The sequence below is a fragment of the Psychrosphaera sp. 1_MG-2023 genome (genome assembly GCF_030548245.1).
In the GTDB taxonomy this organism is placed as follows: domain Bacteria; phylum Pseudomonadota; class Gammaproteobacteria; order Enterobacterales; family Alteromonadaceae; genus Psychrosphaera; species Psychrosphaera algicola.
Genome location: NZ_JAUORW010000011.1, coordinates 1 through 19852 on the forward strand (window position 1 = coordinate 1; position 19852 = coordinate 19852).

Annotated in this window: 20 protein-coding genes; 11 read left to right on the forward strand and 9 right to left on the reverse strand. The window is 39.2% G+C overall.

The features are described 5' to 3' along the window. The first annotated feature begins 298 nt into the window (after nt 1-298). The 3 genes from Q4575_RS11475 (at nt 299) to Q4575_RS11485 (ending at nt 4573) form a co-directional block, all read left to right on the forward strand. Nucleotides 299-1270, forward strand: a complete 972-nt coding sequence (locus Q4575_RS11475; protein ID WP_215962435.1) for an integron integrase — start codon at nt 299-301, stop codon at nt 1268-1270. Between the two features lie 265 nt (nt 1271-1535). Beyond that, on the forward strand, nt 1536-3944 hold the full coding sequence (locus tag Q4575_RS11480; protein WP_215962434.1) for a carbohydrate binding family 9 domain-containing protein: 2409 nt from the start codon (nt 1536-1538) through the stop codon (nt 3942-3944). A gap of 326 nt (nt 3945-4270) precedes the next feature. Continuing rightward, on the forward strand, nt 4271-4573 hold the full coding sequence (locus tag Q4575_RS11485) for an isoamylase early set domain-containing protein (RefSeq protein ID WP_215962433.1): 303 nt from the start codon (nt 4271-4273) through the stop codon (nt 4571-4573). A gap of 111 nt (nt 4574-4684) precedes the next feature. Here Q4575_RS11485 and Q4575_RS11490 read toward each other — a convergent pair whose 3' ends face one another. The 3 genes from Q4575_RS11490 to Q4575_RS11500 are packed head-to-tail and all read right to left on the reverse strand — an operon-like array spanning nt 4685 to nt 6805. Further along, the gene (locus Q4575_RS11490) at nt 4685-5266 is read right to left on the reverse strand and encodes a glutathione S-transferase family protein (RefSeq protein WP_215962432.1); all 582 of its coding nucleotides are present in this window, start codon (nt 5264-5266) and stop codon (nt 4685-4687) included. 8 nt (nt 5267-5274) lie between these two features. Next, nucleotides 5275-6042 carry a methyltransferase domain-containing protein gene (locus tag Q4575_RS11495; protein ID WP_215962431.1) on the reverse strand — a complete coding sequence of 256 codons (768 nt, stop codon included), beginning with the start codon at nt 6040-6042 and terminating at the stop codon, nt 5275-5277. A gap of 1 nt (nt 6043) precedes the next feature. Continuing rightward, the gene (locus tag Q4575_RS11500) at nt 6044-6805 is read right to left on the reverse strand and encodes a Nif3-like dinuclear metal center hexameric protein (protein ID WP_252736611.1); all 762 of its coding nucleotides are present in this window, start codon (nt 6803-6805) and stop codon (nt 6044-6046) included. A gap of 159 nt (nt 6806-6964) precedes the next feature. On the opposite strand from Q4575_RS11500, the gene Q4575_RS11505 reads away from it, so the two are divergent. Beyond that, complete coding sequence (locus tag Q4575_RS11505; protein WP_215962430.1) at nt 6965-7345, forward strand: hypothetical protein; 381 nt, start codon at nt 6965-6967, stop codon at nt 7343-7345. A 124-nt stretch (nt 7346-7469) separates the two neighbouring features. On the opposite strand, the gene Q4575_RS11510 is transcribed toward Q4575_RS11505, so the two are convergent. From Q4575_RS11510 to pheS, 3 genes are read right to left on the reverse strand one after another with little or no spacing between them, the layout of a single operon-like run. Further along, nucleotides 7470-7775, reverse strand: coding sequence for an integration host factor subunit alpha (locus Q4575_RS11510; RefSeq protein WP_215962429.1), 306 nt, complete (start codon nt 7773-7775; stop codon nt 7470-7472). Nucleotides 7776-7778: 3 nt separating this feature from the next. Next, a complete protein-coding gene (gene pheT, locus Q4575_RS11515) occupies nt 7779-10190 on the reverse strand; it encodes a phenylalanine--tRNA ligase subunit beta (protein WP_215962428.1) in 2412 nt (803 codons plus the stop codon). Nucleotides 10191-10201: 11 nt separating this feature from the next. After that, nucleotides 10202-11182 (reverse strand): phenylalanine--tRNA ligase subunit alpha, encoded by a 981-nt coding sequence (gene pheS / locus Q4575_RS11520; protein ID WP_303523031.1) that lies wholly within the window; start codon nt 11180-11182, stop codon nt 10202-10204. Between the two features lie 436 nt (nt 11183-11618). On the opposite strand from pheS, the gene Q4575_RS11525 reads away from it, so the two are divergent. Beyond that, entirely contained in the window at nt 11619-12266 is a 648-nt protein-coding gene (locus Q4575_RS11525) for a flavin reductase family protein (RefSeq protein ID WP_215962426.1), read from the forward strand. A gap of 1 nt (nt 12267) precedes the next feature. On the opposite strand, the gene hda is transcribed toward Q4575_RS11525, so the two are convergent. Continuing rightward, the gene (hda, locus tag Q4575_RS11530) at nt 12268-12960 is read right to left on the reverse strand and encodes a DnaA regulatory inactivator Hda (RefSeq protein WP_303523032.1); all 693 of its coding nucleotides are present in this window, start codon (nt 12958-12960) and stop codon (nt 12268-12270) included. Then, nucleotides 12961-14106: a DUF2066 domain-containing protein gene (locus tag Q4575_RS11535; RefSeq protein ID WP_303523033.1), complete on the reverse strand. Its 1146-nt coding sequence runs from the start codon at nt 14104-14106 to the stop codon at nt 12961-12963. A gap of 279 nt (nt 14107-14385) precedes the next feature. Between Q4575_RS11535 and Q4575_RS11540 the strand changes: the two genes are divergently transcribed. Genes Q4575_RS11540 through Q4575_RS11565 form a run of 6 tightly spaced genes read left to right on the forward strand, consistent with a single transcriptional unit; the run spans nt 14386 to nt 18880 of the window. After that, on the forward strand, nt 14386-14754 hold the full coding sequence (locus Q4575_RS11540; RefSeq protein ID WP_215962423.1) for a histidine triad nucleotide-binding protein: 369 nt from the start codon (nt 14386-14388) through the stop codon (nt 14752-14754). A gap of 11 nt (nt 14755-14765) precedes the next feature. Beyond that, a complete protein-coding gene (locus tag Q4575_RS11545; protein WP_303523034.1) occupies nt 14766-15734 on the forward strand; it encodes a DMT family transporter in 969 nt (322 codons plus the stop codon). Nucleotides 15735-15747: 13 nt separating this feature from the next. Further along, nucleotides 15748-16335, forward strand: coding sequence for a tRNA-uridine aminocarboxypropyltransferase (locus Q4575_RS11550; RefSeq protein WP_303523035.1), 588 nt, complete (start codon nt 15748-15750; stop codon nt 16333-16335). A 9-nt stretch (nt 16336-16344) separates the two neighbouring features. Further along, nucleotides 16345-16797: an SRPBCC family protein gene (locus Q4575_RS11555; RefSeq protein WP_303523036.1), complete on the forward strand. Its 453-nt coding sequence runs from the start codon at nt 16345-16347 to the stop codon at nt 16795-16797. Further along, nucleotides 16797-18404, forward strand: coding sequence for a GMC family oxidoreductase (locus Q4575_RS11560; RefSeq protein WP_303523037.1), 1608 nt, complete (start codon nt 16797-16799; stop codon nt 18402-18404). Before Q4575_RS11555 ends, Q4575_RS11560 begins: the two co-directional genes overlap by 1 nt. After that, on the forward strand, nt 18401-18880 hold the full coding sequence (locus Q4575_RS11565; RefSeq protein WP_215962418.1) for a hypothetical protein: 480 nt from the start codon (nt 18401-18403) through the stop codon (nt 18878-18880). The genes Q4575_RS11560 and Q4575_RS11565 overlap by 4 nt, the downstream gene beginning before the upstream one ends. Before the next feature lie 49 nt (nt 18881-18929). Here the strand turns inward: Q4575_RS11565 and Q4575_RS11570 are convergent, their stop codons facing one another. Continuing rightward, nucleotides 18930-19850, reverse strand: coding sequence for a glyoxylate/hydroxypyruvate reductase A (locus Q4575_RS11570; RefSeq protein ID WP_303523038.1), 921 nt, complete (start codon nt 19848-19850; stop codon nt 18930-18932). Nucleotides 19851-19852: the final 2 nt, after the last annotated feature.

Sequence of the window (19852 nt, forward strand, 5' to 3'; positions counted from 1 at the left end):
TAGAACACAACTGAGGGTTTATCCAGTATTACTTTGAGGGTGAAGTATCTTCCCCGAGCTTGCGAGGCAGGTCCAACAGTTTAATCAGGGGAAAGTTTCCTCATATCCTGAAAAAATATTTTCCCTGTGTTTATTTTATTTATTAGTAGCAAATTCTTTGGGGTGCTTGCAACGTTTATGTTTGGGAGATTGTGGTTTTTTGGTGGATTTGTGGAAATGCGGAAAGTTTCCTCATTTCTTGACTAGTGAGGAAAATGCGCAATACTGTATATAAAAACAGCATTCATAAGGATATAAAATGCAAACTCGGTCGCCATTTTTGAATAGTATTGCCGATTTTATGTATAGTCGACAATATGCAAAAAAATCAATTGAAACATACTTGTTTTGGATCGCAGAGTTCATTCATTTTCATGATAAACGGCATCCAGTGACGATGGGTAATACGGAAGTTGAAGCATTCTTGGATTATTTGGTGCTAACTAAAAATGTGGCGGCGAGGACGCAAATGACGGCACTAAATGCACTTTCCTTTTTATATAAACATGTTTTAAAAAATGAATTGTCGCTAAATTTGTGTTTTGTAAAAAGTAGTCGCCAGCAAAAGCTTCCAGTTGTTTTAACTCAGGAAGAAGTAAAAAAGTTAATGACCAAGTTGCATAAGCGTCATCTCCTGGTGGCAAGTTTGCTGTATGGCAGTGGTTTGCGTTTAATGGAGGCTATGAAACTTAGGGTTCAGGATATTGATTTTGACTACAAGTGTATTCGAATTTGGAATGGTAAAGGCAATAAACATCGTGTTGTTACACTTGCTCAGGAGTTAGTTCCAGCTTTGAGGAATCAAATTATTCAGGTCGATGAATATTTAAAACTCGATTTAGATAATGAACAATATGCTGGAGTTTGGTTACCACACAGGTTAAGTAAAAAATATCCTGGAGCGAATAAAACGTTGCATTGGCATTTTTTATTTCCATCCCATAAATTAAGTGCTGACCCGGAAACCGGTGAGATTAGGCGTCATCACATTGACCATTCGGGTATCCGTAAAGCCGTAAAAGCAGCGTCAATAAATGCGGGTATCACCAAGCCCGTGACACCCCATACTTTGCGTCACTCCTTTGCCACCCATTTATTACAATCCGGTGCAGATATTAGAACGGTGCAAAGTCAATTAGGTCATACTGATGTCCGAACGACACAAATCTATACACACGTTTTGCAACAAGGTGCGAATGGCGTTGTCAGTCCGTTAAGTAAGCTGTACTAATTTACCTTTCGTTGATGTAAAAGGTATTATTTTTTTGAGTTAAATTTGCAATACCAACTCTGAAATTTTTACTAACATTGGTTCTAAATTGATATCTTTTTACCGCTGTAAATAAATTTTGGAATAATTTAAACTTTTTGTTGTTCTCACTCGACTATGCACTTAATCGTGTCACGAGAGTTGTTCAACGTAATTCACATCTTTTTTGTGAAAACTGGATTATTATCATGGCGAATTTAACGGAATAACAATTTTCGGAGAACGAATGAAGTTTCTCGCTTTATTATTATCAACCAGCTTTATATTTTCAGGCTTGGTCGAATCTGCGCCAATAGGCCAAAAAAAATCATCAAAAAAGTCACATATTAGTATTCCTAAGTCTGACAAGATTGCACTTATCGACGGTGTACTCGATAGTTCAGAGTGGCAAGACGCACGTCTAATTGCAGTTAATAACGAAACTTACCCTCGCGAGAATATGTCTGCTCCAGTAAAAACCGAAGCGTTTGTTTACGAAAACGGGGATACCTTATTTATTGCGTTTAAAGCTTATGATCCAGATCCTTCTAAGATCATCGCAAACTTAACGGACCGAGATTCAAATTGGAATGATGACCGTGTTGCGGTAAAAATAGACAGTTACCACGACCATTCCCTAGCCTATCAATTTTTCATAAATCCATTAGGCACTCAAGCTGATGCGATAGAAAATGAACTAACTAAAAACGAAAGTCCGGCATGGGATGGTATTTGGGAAGCTGCGGGACAAATTACGGATTTTGGTTATCAAGTTGAAATCGCGATACCGCTTCGTATCTTAAATTTTGACGACAGTTTAGACATTCAACATTGGGGCATGGAGTTTGTTCGTTTCTATCCTCGAGACACCCAAATGCGAATCTCTAATGCACAGATGAGCCAAGACAATAACTGTTGGATATGTCAGATGCCAATTGAACGTGGCTTTTCAGGTGCTAAGCAAGGCAATAACCTTACTGCTATACCAACCTTTGTTACAGGTAAAACGAAAAGTCGAGATTTAAGTGAAACAAACGATTGGAGCGAAGAAAGCAATAGTGACGTTGGGTTAGACGTCAAGTGGGGGATCACGCCAGACATTACCCTTAATGCCACCTTAAACCCCGATTTTTCTCAAGTAGAAGCTGACTCTGGGCAGCTCAACGTTAATAATACTTTTGCGTTATATTTACAGGAAAAACGAAGTTTCTTTCTTGAAAACCAAGACTATTTCGACACCCCAGTTAACCTGATCTATACACGTAATATAAATGCGCCTGATTATGGCGCAAAGATCACGGGTAAATCCGGTGACCATTCATTTGCTGCCTTTATAGCAAACGACAAAACCGCAAACATTATTACTCCTGGCAACTTACGTTCTTCTGGCTATAGCATTGAACAAGATACCTTAAATAGTGCGTTTCGCTATCGTTATGCTGTCAATAAAGAACTTGCAGTTGGCGTAGTTTCTACCATTCGAGACAACGACGACTATCATAACGAAGTGCTCAGTTTTGATACCAAATACCAACCTAGCCCTCAGGATACGGTTAATTTTCAGATAATAAGAACCAATACTGAATTCTCTGAAGTGGGATTAAGCGATGTATTTGACTATTTTTCAGATACGAGCACAGACGAACACACCAATATAACCACCTTTAACTTTGGCGAACAATACCTGCGAGCTTTTAGTGTCAATAGCTCAGACCTTGCCTATCGTATTCAATATACTCACGAAAACAGAGATTGGTACTTTAATGTTCGCCACGAAGATATAGGTGAAAATTTTAGGGCCGACTTAGCATTTATCGATACAGTCGACCGCACAATGAGTGTCATTGGTGGCGGTTATGTTTGGCGTGGTGACGACGATGACTGGTGGTCGCGATTTCGAATAAATGGAGATATCGACATCACACATAACCAAGATGGCGAGTTGTTAGAGCAAGAAAACGAATTTAATATTAATTTTAATGGTCCAAAACAAAGCTATCTTCGCGTTGGGTTTTTAGGGCGTGATAGAGTTGGTGCCCGCACTAACAACGAACTTGTCTACAGCCACGACAATCCAGTAATAATTGATGCTCAAAGCGCTCAGGACTATTTGGCTATTGATGCGAATACCGACATGTTTTATGAAAAGAACATCAACATGTGGGGCGAATTTAAACCAACATCTAACCTTTGGTTGGGCAATTACTTTAAAAAAGGTAAAGCGATTGACTATGCAAATAATAGGATTTCTGATCAACTTGTTTTAGAACCTAATATTTCTTGGAATATAAATACTCACCTCAAATCGCAAATACGATTTGAATACACGCGATTAGATCATGAAGGCGACAATGTTTTTACTGCGAAATTACTCGACTTGAGAAATACCTATCAGTTTTCCATTAAGAGCTTTTTACGACTGTCGTTGGTTTATACAGAGATAGATAGAAATTTGTCAAAATATGTAGATCCAGGCGATCGTAATGAAAATTTCCGTAGACTTTCTGCACAGCTTTTATATAGCTATAAAATTAACCCTCAAACGCTATTTTTTGTTGGTTATTCAGAAGCAGGTAAAGACAACGACTCACTAACAAATATTAAGTCCGATAATCGCAGTGTATTTATGAAACTGAGTTACGCTTGGTTATTGTAAATTAATTACCTATATGAATTTTTTGTTAAACAAGGGGGCTTCGGCTCCCTTTTTTAATGTAAATATGATTAATAGTAACCGAATTACGACATAAACTTATTGTTTCTATCCTGTTTTATTGCGGACTAAAATCCCATGGTTAGTTGCATTACATATGCGGTCAACCAGTTTAAACAGTAAGAAAAACGCATAACAATATAAGTAATTCGAAATTTTTTAGTGATACAATCGAATGCATAGAGTAAAAACACTAAAAATATATTTCCATTTTTTCAAAATTGGCTATATTTACAGCATTAAATTTAATTTAACTAGGGAAGTACATTATGAGCCTGAATAAAAAATACTTAAAAAGTAAACCAATTTGTAAAGTGACATTCAAAATCAAAAAAGAAGAATGTGATGCGGCTGAAAAAGTTGCAATTGCTGGTGATTTTAATGGTTGGAAAGAAGCTCCAATGAAAAAATTAAAATCAGGTGATTTCTCTCTTACTTTAGATTTAGAAACAGAAAATAAATATCAATTTAAATATTTATTAGACGATTCAAAATGGGAAAATGATTGGAACGCAGATGCCTACTGCCCTTCGCCAGTCAGTTTTGACGATAACTCTGTCGTTGTTGTTTAACCCTTTATAGTCGATTGCAGTTTAAATAAATAAGTGCGTTGTTTATTGCAGTAATTAACGACAGTTACTAAATAATAACTGTCGTTAATTTGTGTTTTGACGCCCTAAACCTTAATCTTTTGGTGCTGTTTCTAATACACCAGGTTGGGTACTGTTGTCTTTGATAAAACGTTGAATGTTCGGATAACCAGTAAAATCAAATAAACTTCTAAAGTTTGCCCATTCTACCGTTGCCAATAACGCAATACTTGGGTAGCGCCAATTTGAAAACTCCCCCTGAGCAATTTGGTCCTCTAAATATTCAAAGCTTGATAGTTGGCGCTCTCGCTGAATATTAAAATACAATTTGTCTTTATTTACTTCCACGCCGCTGCGAGTCAATATCATCATATTTACTAACGAATCACAGCAGGCGTCGATGACTGACAAGTCATTTTGTTCTTTTACCGACAAAGGCTGAATTTCAAACTTTTGATACAAATAACGAAAGACATTTCCCGAATCGAATATTTGTTGTGTACGTCCATCAATTACGTCTTCAAAAATAGGCACTTTTAACGTTGGATTGGTCTTTTTGATTGTGTCGCGATCATTGCCAAAAATATTAAAAGGGACAAATTGATAATCACTTTGTACCAGTAACAGGCGAAGACGTCTAACGAAAGGAGAAGTAGTCGAACCATATAATTTCACGGGCAGTCCTAATTAGCTTTAAATATAAAATGTTTGTATCGTGCAATCGATGCAAACGGTTCTTTGGTGGAATAGGTTAATTCCATTTCAACAATCTTATTAATGTCTTTAGTCCACTGTTCACGATTTCTCATGTAATCGTGAAAACACCGAACGCCAGTGTCTAAACACAGCGATAATCCGGCCTGTTTAGCCCAATCTTTAACCGTATCCGGCATTAATGCATTTTGTGGATTTAACCTTACCGCTTTTTTAACGTTAAATCCCGCTTCAATATAATCAAAGTTACCGTAAACCAAATTACTCATTATCTGGCCATTGGCATTATAAAACATCAATGATAACTGCCCCTTGTCTGTTAAATAATCGGCAAGAATTTTGAATGCCGCTTGAGGGTCCGCAAGCCATTCAAAAACAGCGTGGCATAACACCACATCAAACTTAGTTTGCAATTTACTTGGCAACTCCTGCAAAGGACAGTGAATAAATGCCACTTTATCGCTTATATTCAACTCAATCGCTTTATTTTTGGCCACATCCAACATTTCTTCAGAAATGTCGCAAATTGTCACGTTATGCCCTTGTTGAGCTAATTTTAGCGCGATCTGTCCCTGCCCACCTCCCACATCAATAATATTGAGCTTTTGTTTACTGTGTATTATCGATTCTAAATCTCGTAATAAAACGGCCTCTCGAACTTGGCCTTTACTTGAGCCATAGATATTATTTTTAAATGTGTCGACGCTTTTACTAAAACTGGTATCTTGTTTTTTCATGTTAAGCAGGATTATTTATATCGATAAATTGAACATCAACATTAAATTCACGTTGAATATGTTCGCCCAACGCTTTGACGCCATACCGTTCCGTTGCATGATGCCCCGCCGCAAAAAAATGAATTTGATTCTCTCGGGCGTTATGTATCGTTTGCTCAGATACTTCACCTGATACAAACGCGTCAATACCCAACTCCACAACCGCGTCTAAGTATCCCTGACCGCCTCCGGTGCACCAGGCGACATGTGTTATTAGTTGCTCAGAAGTTTGCTCTACGAGCGGTGTACGAGCCAAAACACTGTTAATATGCGTAGCAAAGTCGTTCGCCGTCATTGGTGTCGGCAAAACACCTCGGTAAACAACGCCACTTGGGCTTATATGTGTAATTGGCTCGATTTGCGTTAACCCTAACAGTTCACCAAGTTGTTTGTTATTGCCTAAGCTACTGTGCACATCGAGTGGTAAATGATATCCCACTAAGTTTATGTCGTTTACCAACAAAGATTTAATTCTGTTTCGTTTGAGGCCAACAATCGGCTGTGCCTCACCTTTCCAAAAATAGCCATGGTGGACCAACAATAAATCGGCATCGACAGCAATGGCCGCATCTATTAATGCCTGACTTGCCGTTACGCCAGTCACAATTTTTTTAATTTCTTGAGTTCCTTCAACTTGTAATCCATTTGGACAGTAGTCATTGATGTTTTGGATATTTAAAAAGTCGTTGAGGTACTTCATTAATTCATTTCGCTGAATTGTCATGGTATTTCTCTATATTGTGTATTTTTAACGTAACTTATGGTTAATTTTCGCTTATTTCTATCTAAATTATCGCTTATTTGGTCTGTAAGTTGAATTCATAATAAAAACTTTGTATAAATAACGCTCGCGAAAAAAATAAATGAAATACAGGTAATTAAAATGAGTAAATTAGACAAAGATCAAGTCTTGTCTGCATTTACCGAAGCTTATACAAAAGCTAACGGTAAAGAACCACAAATTGAAGTTAAAAGTGGCTGGTATAGCATAGACGGCGGTAAAAACGTTCGTTTGGTGACTATTGAAGAAATGACCGCAGCATTAACTGGCGGTGAAATTGCGCCAGCTGAACCTGTAGCAGAAACTAAACCTGCAAAAGCGCCTAAAGCTAAAAAAGCAAGCGCCAAAGCAGCGACTACTGAAGTTAAATCTAAAGGTTACTCAGTAGTTAAAGTTGGCGAAGGATTCAACCCTGCTAACTTTTGGTTAGACTACTTGTCTAAACTTGGTTCTGACTGTCGCACACCGCACGGTTTTTACTAAGTTTTATCGATAATCGATAGATAACAAAAAACCAGCTAAATGCTGGTTTTTTTTATATTGTTCGCGCCTAATTATTGTAAACAACAATTAGGCTTTGTACTAACCAAAAACGCTTGAACTCGTTTTACTTCTCAACGAGATTAGCGGTTCCAACTTCGACCCGTGCTTTCAACTTTTGCCCAGGGCGAAAAGTGACGACACGTCGTGCTGAAATTGGAATGTCTTCACCCGTTTTAGGGTTTCGGCCAGGTCGAGACTTCTTCTCTCGAAGTTCAAAATTACCAAATCCACTTAACTTTACTTGTTCACCGTTTTCAAGAGTCGTTCTGACTTTCTCAAAAAACGCTTCAACGAGATCTTTAGAGTCTGCTTTATTCAAGCCAACTTTCTCAAATAAATGTTCCGCGATATCTGCTTTGGTTAGTGCCATAGGTCAATCCCTCAGAGTTGCGCCAAATTGCTCTGTTAACATGCTAATTACGTGATCAATCTTAGTATTAATCTCAAGTTCGTCCAATGTTTTTTCAACATCTTGTAAAATAAGAGATAAAGCTAAGCTTTTATAACCATCGTCTATACCGTCACCACGGTACACGTCAAATAAGTTTAGGTCAACTAACTGATTTTCGCCAATATTTTCTATAGATTTTAAAACATCACCGGCATTAACTTCTTCTTTTACCACAATAGCTAAATCACGGCGATTTGAAGGGAATTTAGAAACGGCTTTAGCTTGTGGTAATTTCCTATTTATCAAAGCGTTAAGCTCTAATTCAAATACAAATGTTTTACCGTTTAAGCCAAGTGACTTTTCAATACCTGGGTGCACTGCACCGATATGCCCGATCAATTTATCGTTACGATAAATTTCTGCAGACTGGCCAGGATGCAATGCATTAGCTAATTTACTGTCCGATGGAAGCGGTTTAAATGCAAATTCTTGGGCTGATACACATTTAGCTAATAACGCTTCTACATCCGCTTTTACGTCATAAAAATCAACTGGACGAGATTTTTCAGACCAACTTTCACCCATCACGCTACCAGTAACGACACCAGATAACATAGGTTCTTGCTTGATATTCATTTCTGACGCTTGATCAGGCACAAAACGCAGGCCAGTTTCAAATAGGCGAACACGCGACTGTTGACGATTTTGATTATGAACCACAGTCGGTAATAGACCAGACCATAGACTCAAACGCATTACCGACATATCTGCTGATATAGGATGAGGAAGAACGAGTGTTTCCGCATTTGGGAACAATTTTTCCTGAACTTTAGGGTCAACAAAGCTATAAGTTATCGCCTCTTGGTAACCTAAGTTAACAAGGGACTTAGCAAACGTTGTGCGATCGAGTTTAGATTCGTCACGCTTTGGCATACTTAATGTCGCAACTGGCGATATATTAGGAATGTTGTTGTAACCATATACTCGGGCAACTTCTTCAATCAAATCTTCTTCAATATTGATATCAAAGCGGAAACTTGGAGAAATCGCTTTCCAGCTATCGCCAGTAAACTCTACGCGTAAACCAAGACGAGATAAAATCGTTGTCACTTCTTCGTCAGAAACAACATGACCTAATACTCGGTCTAAGCGATTACGACGCAATACAATAGCCGTTTGCTCTGGTAAATTAGCTTCAGACACAGCTTCAACAATTGGTCCCACTTCGCCGCCGGCAATTTCAACTAATAACGCTGTAGCGCGTTCCATTGCAGCATGTTGAAGTTCGTAGTCAACACCGCGCTCATAACGATGCGATGCGTCGGTGTGCAAACCGTAAGAACGCGCTGTTCCAGCCATAACAACTGGATTAAAAAACGCACTTTCTAGCAAGATGTCAGTGGTATCGCTTTTGACACCTGAGTCTAATCCACCAAAGACGCCAGCGATGGCGAGTGGTTTTTGGTGATCGGCAATAACTAATGTGTCTTTAGTTAACTTAACTTTATTTTCGTCAAGTAATACCAACTCTTCATTTTCAGTCGCACGTCGTACTTTTATGCCACCTTCAATTTTAGCTAAATCAAACGCATGCATTGGGTGACCAAGCTCAATTAAAACGTAGTTGGTAATATCGACAACAGGGTCAATCGAACGAATACCGCTTCGACGTAGCTTTTCAGCCAACCATATTGGGGTTGTTGCATTTAGGTTAATACCTTTAATCACACGGCCTAAATACTTAGGGCAGGCATCAGGGTCAACTAATTCAATGCTAACTGAATCTGTGATTGTTGCGGCAACAGGCTGAACGTCCAACGTGTTTACGTCAATGTTATTTAATACACCGACTTCACGTGCGACACCTGCAATACCAAGGCAATCACTGCGATTTGGAGTCAAATCAATTTCAATGATCTTATCGTCTAGATTTAAATATTCGCGTACATTTTTACCAATTGGTGCATCTGTAGGCAATTCTAAAATGCCGTCAGAGTCATCAGCCATGCCCAACTCAGAGAATGAACACAACATACCAAACGACGGTTGGCCACGTAATTTTGCTTTTTTAATTTTAAAATTGCCCGGTAATACCGCGCCAACCATAGCAACAGCAACTTTAAGCCCTGCTCGGCAATTTTTAGCGCCACAAACGATATCGATTAATTCGCCATCGCCTGCTTCGCCAACATTAATTTTGGTTATTTGTAACTTGTCTGCTTCTGGGTGTTTACCGCACTCTACGACTTCGCCTACAACAACACCTGTAAACTCCGCTGCGGCATCTTCTACGCCGTCAACTTCAAGTCCAGCCATTGATAACTGTTCACTTAAATCATCCGTACCAATTGCCGGATTAACCCACTCTCTCAACCACTTTTCACTAAATTTCATCTATGGGTTCCTTAATTGAACTGCTTTAAGAATCGAAGATCGTTTTCAAAAAACGCTCGCAAATCATTTACACCGTAACGCAACATAGTTAAGCGCTCAACGCCCATACCAAATGCAAAACCTGTGTATTCTTCAGGGTCAATGTTTACTGAACGTAAAACATTAGGATGGACCATGCCACAACCTAATACTTCTAACCACTTACCATTTTTACCCATAACATCAACTTCTGCTGACGGTTCAGTAAACGGAAAGTAAGATGGTCTAAAACGTACCTGCAGATCTTCTTCGAAGAAATTGCGTAAGAAATCGTGGATTGTGCCCTTTAGCTCAGCAAAGCTGACATTTTTATCAACCATTAAACCTTCTACCTGATGAAACATCGGTGTGTGAGTTTGGTCATAGTCATTGCGATATACACGACCTGGAGAAATAATTCTTAATGGCGGTTGTTCTTGTTCCATCGTTCTAATTTGCACACCCGATGTTTGCGTACGCAAAACCGTATCGGCATTAAAATAAAACGTATCGTGATCCGCTCGCGCAGGATGATGTTCAGGAATATTCAACGCGTCAAAATTATGAAAGCCGTCTTCAACTTCAGGACCTTGTTTTACTTCAAAACCAAGATCGCCAAAAAACGACTGGATCCGCTCAATCGTGCGATTTACTGGATGAATACCGCCCTGCTCGATCCCGCGACCAGGCAAAGTAACGTCTATCGTCTCTTCGGCTAACTTAGCGTTTAACGCTTCAGTTTGTAATTGCTCGCGACGTACTGACAATAACTTTTGTACTGAACCTTTTGCTTGGTTAATGGTTTGACCCATTTCCTTACGTTGAGCTGGCTCCATTTGTCCAAGTGACTTAAGTAAATCGGTGATCTTACCTTTTTTACCAAGGTATTCGACGCGCACGTCTTCTAAACTTTGGATGTCATTTGCTTGGGCAATAGCTGCTTGTGCTAATCCAATAATTTCTTCTAAATTCATGTAACACTCTTGACTGAAACGTTGAGGTGGAAATTCACCTTTTTTTCGTATTTTTGCATTGTCTTTTCAAAGTAATAAACAAACTTTTGTAAGTTCATTTTAGCCTTAATGTATATGCAAAAACGGCATTATTCGTTATCGTAAATCTGTAAAAACTGAAAGCGGCAAATAGTAGCGCATATTGAATTAATTTTTTAGTCCTTATAAAGAATTTTTATGGTATTTCACTAATTTAAATTCATAATGGGGGATTAAAACCGAAATTCCCTGCAAATTAGATATCAGCCCGCTAACAAGCAATACAAATTAGTGTGTCTTTAGTACGAAAAAAACCGATTTGATCCTTAGACTGTAACGTGCAGATGGATTGGCATTTAGAATACAATTGGTGTTTAGAATACAATTGATACGGGCATTAACAATCGAGAAAATATTTATGGAACTTAAATTATCGGACTACGCCCCGGCGCAAATATACCACCTTATGACCCAAACCATTATTCCCCGTCCAATTGCTTGGGTGCTTACTGAAAACATGGCCTTAAATAAAGAGGAACGCAATTACAATTTAGCGCCTTTCTCCTATTTCAGTGCTGTTAGCAGTAACCCGCCGCTATTAATGATTTCCGTTGGATTAAAAGAGGGAAATACCGACAAAGACACAACTGTAAATTGCCAAAGCGGCTCTAAAGCCGTTGTACATATAGCTGCGGATAACCAATATCAACAAGTCACTCAGTCGGCAGCTACATTAGCTTATGGTGAATCTGAACTTGATACTGCAGATAAAGAAATGCAAAAACTCAACGACCAGTTAGTGGCTTTTGACGGTTTTCCATTACCGAGATTACAGCATTGCCCTGTTGCGTTTGGTTGTTCAGTGTTTGAAATACAAAAAATAGGGAACACACCGCAAACTTTAATCTTTTTTAAAATAGAAAGTGTTTATATCGATGATGCGGCTGTTACAAATGACAATAATAGATTAACTATCGATGCTAAAACGTTAAACCCGTTAAGTCGTTTAGGTGCAGCTCAATATGCGTCGCTAGGCGATGTTATCGAACAAAAGCGACCAAAATAATTTAAATTTCCAATACTTCTTTGGCAAATGGCACGGTGACTTTGCGTTTTTTTTCAATCGTTTGGCGGCTCAAAAGGTACAGGGCCTGCATTAAAAACGACATTTTACGTGGTAGTCGATTTAACATGAGTTTTGCAACGTCTTCCGGCAATTCAAAGCTCATGTCGTTTGCATGGGTTATTAACGCTTTTACTTTTTCGTCGTTATTTAAACCAGTAAGTTGAAACAAGGTTCCCCATTGCATTCTTGAGGCCAAATCCGGTAACGTAATTTCCATTTCTGCAGGTAATACATTTGATGAAATAATTAGAGTCGACTTATTTTGCTGCATTGAATTAAATAAGTTAAATATTGCGATCTGCCAGTCGTGATCTTTTAGTACTAAATTAAGGTCATCTATACACAACACGTCGACTTTTTCTAACCCGTCAATTGTTTCGGTCGGCAAACCAATCACTTGTTCCATTGGCATTAACATACTTGTTTTGCCTTTTCGATTTGCATGATGACAACAGGCGTTTAAAATATGGCTTTTGCCAACATCGTCACTGCCGACAATCAAATAGAAAGTAAACTCACTTTCGTCGATGCCATCTTTTAATACACTTGTGATCAAACCAGAAGATTTCTCGGGTTCAACAAACGTATCAAATGACAATCGTGGATTAAGAGTGACCGGCAAAAGTAGTTGCATTTACGGTACCCAGCGGTAGCGTAAAGAGGTAACTTCCTGTGACGCCATTTTTTCAACAAGTTGCTCTTGCTGTAAATAAGATTCTCTTAATTGCTCTAGTTGCTCAGCCACAGACAGTGTTTCAGTTGTCTCAACAACTTTATCTTCTAGTTGTACAAATTCACCAAGCAGGTCTAATGCTTTAACCACATCTAAACCTTGCCCAGACAGATGTAAAACAAATTGAGCATTATTATTTTGAATACGTTCTAATTCGAGTCTAGAAACCGGTGGAAGGTTTTTCAAATAGCCTTCTATTGTTGTTAAATCAACAATATTGTTCACACCTTCGATGGTCATTTGAAGAGACTTTTGTCCTAATACTTCGCTTCGAATAGAATATTGTGAAGCAAAATAGTCAGCCAGTGCGTTAACCATGTCTCGGACAACATTAAATTGTTCGCCACGAAATTCTTGTTTGAGTAACATCTCTCGGCCATCCATGAGCTGAAAATCTAACACCCACGCTTCCTGTCCACCTATGGTTTCGTAATACATTCTTGCCATGACGTAATGTTCGACATCATGTCCGGCGGAAACATGACTCATAATGTGATCAAACTTAGCCCAAATGTCAGAGGAATGTACGCTCGATATCGCTGCTTTATCAGGCAAGGTCAATGGCAAACCTCGGTTATCAGAGGCCTGAAGTAACAACTCGGTAATTTGTGGCGCTGAGTCATTATCGACAATTTGTCGACTTAGGCCTTCTTCGATAACGAACCAAACAAGGGTTTGCGGGCGGCGTTGGCCCCAAATAGATGCGCCGACATCGCGCAATAGTTTGTCGATTTTTTGTTGGTCGAATTCATCCACCAAAAAGGTGCGGTTGTGTTCATCCGTTGTAAATGTAAATGATTTTATGTAATTAGCGGTCCGCAGCCTAACTTCTCGTTTGATATCATCATTTTCTAATATTTCACGATTGCCCGTTACTTTTGTGATCACCTGTTCAATCGCCCAGCGGTGCGCTTTCACACGCGTTTTTTGGGTGCGGTCATTAACTAATATTTTGCCAATGTATAGATTTTCCACTTCAACAGCTTTTGCTGCAAACGAAAAACATTGAACAATTAATAACGTGATGATTAGTAGGTTAAATTTCAAAAGTATCTTAGGGTCAAATTACAATGGAGCAATCATAACTAAATCACTTCATAAAAAAAACGTAAAAAGCGCAGATGCGACAAATTAAACTGTATTGCAGCTCAAAAGTTTACTATTTAGGCTCTTTTGCTCGCTAAATTAAGCGCACTAGTGTGAATTAAAGTTTCTTGTTTCGCTGTAACTTATTGCATAATCTAGCCATAACAAAATGCGAGTCTGGTGGTAGTCGCTAAAGTAAGCAGTTTGTTTTTCTTTTACTCTTTTGTCACGGACCTAATTATGACCAACGAAACAATATTTGATAAAATCATCGACCGTACTATTCCTGCAGATATTTTATATGAAGACGATTATGTGTTGGCGTTTAAAGACATCAACCCACAAGCTCCTATTCATTTTCTTGTGATCCCCAAAATTCAAATCGTCACTGCAAACGACATTAACGACCAAAATGCCGAACTCGTTGGTAAGCTTTACGTCGCCGCTGCAAAAATAGCGAAACAAATGGGATTTGCCGACGATGGCTATCGTTGTGTCATGAATTGCAATAATGACGGTGGTCAAACAGTTTATCATATACATTTACATGTGTTAGCTGGCAAGCCACTTGGGTGGCCCCCGTATCAAGAAACGCTTAAAACCCACTAAGTTTCGACACTATGGAACCTGTTAAAGATCAAAAACTGGCGTTTAAAATCGCCCTTTTTGTTGTTTTGCTGTGGTCAACGGTGGGCACAGCAGTCAAACTAGCTCTGCAATTCTCTAGTTATATAGAAGTTGTTATTTTAGCGTCATTTAGTTCCGCTGTTATTTTGGTAATGATTTATCTTTTTCAAATCTATAATCAGCCAACTAAAGCCGCAACCGACATTTTTGACGATACGTCGAACAAAATTAAAGACAACGATAAGACGCCGTCGCTCGTAACTATATTTAAACGGTCGCCTGCATTTTATTTACTTTGTGGTTTCTTAAATCCCATTTTGTATTATTTGGTGTTATTTGCCGCTTACGAAAGATTACCAGCCCAAATCGCTCAACCAATAAATTACACTTGGGCAATCGTACTATCATTATTGGCAGTGCCATTTTTAAAACACAAGTTGTCACTTGGCGATATTTTAGGGTTAGTCATTTGCTATTTTGGCGTAGTGATATTGGTCACCGGTTTAGATTTTAGAACCGGTTTAATGTTTGACTTAGCGGGTGTATTACTGGCGATTTTATCAACCTTAATTTGGGCCTTTTATTGGATTGTGAATGTCCGCAATAGCGCTTCTCCAACAACGTCCGTTATGCTTAATTTTCTTTGTTCTATCCCATGGTTGGTCATTATGAGTGTCTATTATTGGCAGGATTTCACGTTTCATCCACAAACAATTGCTGCCAGTATTTATATCGGATTAGTTGAAATGAGTGTCGCATTTGTGCTTTGGTTAAAAGCTATGCAACTGGCAAAAAGTACCGCTCAGATCAGCGTATTAATTTATTTATCCCCCTTTTTATCTCTGGTTTTTTTCTACCTATTTCTTGGTGAAAAAATCTATTTTTCGACTGTCATTGCACTTATTGTCATTGTAACTGGTCTGTTGATTCAAAAGAAACTTAATCAAAATTCACCTAAATGACGGAGCATTAAACATGGCTAGAGAATGTTGCAAACGTTGTGATTTTCCTATCATCACTTGCCTTTGTGAGGCAATAAAACCGGTTAACAACAGAACTAAACTGATAGTGCTACAGCACCCCGACGAAGTTAAAAATAAAAAGAACACCATAAAACTGGCGAAAATGGCGTGTTCGAACATCGAGGTGTTTATAGGCGAGTCGGAACAAGACTTTTCGGACATAATGCAGACCCTTGTTAATAGCAAAACAGCGCTGTTGTTCCCGAGTGATTCAGCAACGCCTTTTGACCAACTTGCTTCAGACATAAGTTTTGACTATTTAGTTATCTTAGATGGCACATGGCGAAAGGCTAAGCGTATTTATTTTGTGAATCCATGGCTTAAAAAACTACCACATTTGCAATTTGCAATGGCAAACGAAAGCCAGTACTCGATACGCTCTACAAGTCAGGAGTTTAGCCTTTCTTCTATTGAAGCAATTGCCTACAGCCTTGAAAAGCTCGAAAACTTACCACCAAATAATTTGCTCGATTTGTTAAACGCGTTTACAGTTCAATTTACCAAAAAAATGCCTGAACACGTTAAACAACGATATCAATAAGGATATTTCATGCACACCAAAACTCAAATTACAGTGAATAGTAATATCGAGGATGTTTGGCAAACAATTACCGACATTGAACATTCTAGTGAAGTGATTTCCAGCATTAATAGCATTGAGATACTAAAAAAAGGCGACTCCGACAAAGTTGGTTTAACGTGGCGAGAATCCCGCATTATGATGGGTAAAGAAGCCTTTGAAACCATGTGGATTAGCGAAATTAGCCCAAATCAGTATTACGTAGTATTGGCTGAAAGCCATAAAACAAAATATCGTTCAGTGGTTTCAGTCGCCGCGATAAGTAATGATAAGACCGAGCTCACAATGGAATTTACGGGTGAGCCTCAAGGAGCCTTCACCAAAATACTCTCCACCATTATGATGCCATTTTTTAAAAGTTCATTGACCAAAATGTTGCATCAGGACCTTATTGATATCAAACAATATGTTGAAAATAAATAATGCAAAGCTTTGATTTTATTATTGTCGGTGGTGGTTCTGCTGGATGTGTATTGGCAAATCGGTTAAGCGAAGATCCTAATGTTAACGTACTGCTGATTGAAAGCGGCACAGATGATAAAACCCCTGCGGTGCAAATCCCCTCGGGGGCCGTTACCATAGTGCCAACAAAATACAAAAACTGGGCATACGACACTGTTCCACAACCGGGTTTAAATGGCCGATGTGGTTATCAACCCCGTGGCAAGGTGCTTGGAGGTTCAAGTTCCATTAATGCAATGATTTATATTCGTGGCCATCAACAAGATTATAACGATTGGCAGGACTTAGGATGGGGCTGGCAAGATGTTCTGCCCTATTTTATAAAGTCCGAAAATAATCAAAACGGTGAAAATGCGTTACACGGAGGGTCTGGACCTCTTTATGTCAGCAATACTCGTTCGAATAACCAAGTCGCCAGTGACTTTGTTCGCGCGGGTATGTCAATCGGCATAGCCCATAACTTAGACTTTAATGGCCCAGAACAAGAAGGGGTTGGACTTTATCAGGTCACTCAGAAGAATGGGCTTAGATGCAGCGCAGCAAAAGCCTATGTGGACCCCGTACGTTTCCGTTCAAACCTAACAATAGAAACCAGTTTGCATGTTACCCACCTTAGTTTTAAAGACAAAACATGTATTGGTGTCAGTGGTATTAAGCACGACCGCAATGTTCAATTTACTGCAAACAAAGAAGTTTTGTTATGTGCCGGTGCTTTTGGTAGCCCACAATTACTCATGCTTTCTGGCGTGGGCCCAAAACAACATCTGAAGGATAACAACATTAACCTTGTCCATGACTTACCCGGCGTAGGTGAAAACCTACAAGATCATCCAGATTATGTCAGTAGCTATTTGAGCAATAACCCGACCACCTTTGGTTTATCGTTCCGGGGTGTCTGGCATATGGGGAGACAACTGGTTAATTTAATTGTAAATCGGTCGGGACTACTGACATCAAACTTTGCTGAATCCGGCGGCTTTGTTAAAACCGACGACGCATTAGAGCGCCCAGATATTCAATTTCATTTGGTCGTCGCGTCTGTTCAAGACCATGCGCGTAATTGGCGTGCCAGTTTAAAACATGGTTATAGTTGCCACACTTGTGTCCTGCGGCCAGCAAGCAAAGGCTCGGTTAAATTAAGGTCCAATGATCCATTTGATGCGCCGTTAATTGATCCTAATTTTTTAGGTGAAAAGGCTGACCTCGAAATTCTCAGAAAAGGTGTCCGAGAAGCATCTAAGATTTTAGAGTCGGACATCATGTTAAAACACAAAATCCGGTCGGTTCATAACGAACATTTAATGGCGGATGATGAATTAGACGAGCATTTAAAAAATCATACTGACAGCGTTTATCATCCGATTGGCACATGCAAAATGAGCCATGAACAAGATCCAATGGGGGTGGTAAATCCTCAGTTAGAAGTGCACGGTATCAATAACTTACGTGTTATAGACGCTTCAGTATTCCCAGCGCTAATTGGCGGCAATACTAATGCTCCCGTGATAATGCTGGCAGAACGCGCGAGCGACTTTATAAAACAAAAATGGCAAAGTAACCAATCATGACTCAACAAACAAACTCAGCATTGCAACAAGAATGGTGTTTACTGCAAAACCAATACGACAGCTACGAAAAAAATGCTTTGGTTATAAAACTAAGTCATCTAATTTTGGTCTGTTTGATTTTGTCATGGCACTCGCCAACCCTAACCCTAGTGTTTTTTAGCGGTTTGTTTTGGTTAACTGACGCGATTTGGAAAACCTTTCAATTTCGTATAGAAGATAGATTGCTGATGTTGGAAGATGCGCTGCGACCAACTGACATAGTCGCTGATGATAAAACAGCAAATAATGAATCATTAGGTGACAGCCAAATTACTAACGATACCCAAGCTTTCCAGTTTAATTCAGCGTTTTTACTGACTCGCCCAAGCACTTTGGGTCTTATATTAAGTTATGGCAAAAACGCTTTGCGCCCAACTGTTGCCCTACCGCATATAGCGGTCATGTTTTGGTATGTTGTGCTTTGGTTTTGTGGCTAATAGTTGCTAGTAAAACATGAGTACTAAAACCCATTAAAATGGGTTTAAATTAGTAACCTGACTCACGGTCAATACAGTTTAACATCGGTTGTTCAGCATTAACCCGGTGGTAGTTTTCGATAATTTGACTTACCGCAGTTTCAACATTGGTGACGGCCGAAACATGAGGGGTTATAAAAATCCCTTTTTGTTGCCAAAACTTGTGTTCTTTTGGCAAGGGTTCTTGTTTGAAGACATCTAAATACGCGGTGTCAATGTGGCCACTATTTAATAAAGTAATAAGCGCGTCATCATCAAGGTGTTCACCTCGGGCAACATTAATCACCGCCGCGCCCTGTGGCAATTGACTCAAATTATTGTAATTCAAAATATTTGTCGTTTGCGCCGTCAATGGTAACAAACAAACCAAATAATCACTTTGAGTCAGAAGCGTTGTTAACCCTTCCTCACCTGTATATGAAAAAACGTTAGGTAGGGCTTTTTTAGAAGCACTCCAGCCTGAAACTGTGAACCCCTGTTGCACTAACAGTCTCGCTGTGGCTTGACCAAGTTGACCAAGTCCCAATATTCCCACGTGCTTATTTCGGCGTGGGCTTTTAGGTTTCCAAGTTGCGCTGCTTTGCTGCTGACCAAACTGCGCCAAACGTAATTTGTGGTGTTGGATCATGGTATAAACAAAATTTGCCATATTGTCAGCAAGGTCGGGGTCAACAATACGGGCCAAAGGGACATTAGGGAGCTCCGAGTCCGCTAGAATTGAATCTACCCCCGCGCCAAACGACGAAATTCCAGCTAATGACGGAAGGTCATTTAGCGAACCGGCTTGATGTTTCCAAACTAAGGCAAAATTAATTGCGTTTTTATCAGGCACATTTGGCCACACATGAATATCGTCTGGGTTGATATACTCACTGAGCTTATTGATCAATTTGTTCAAAGGTCGCCCAGGAATATTAATTAACATTGCCATGA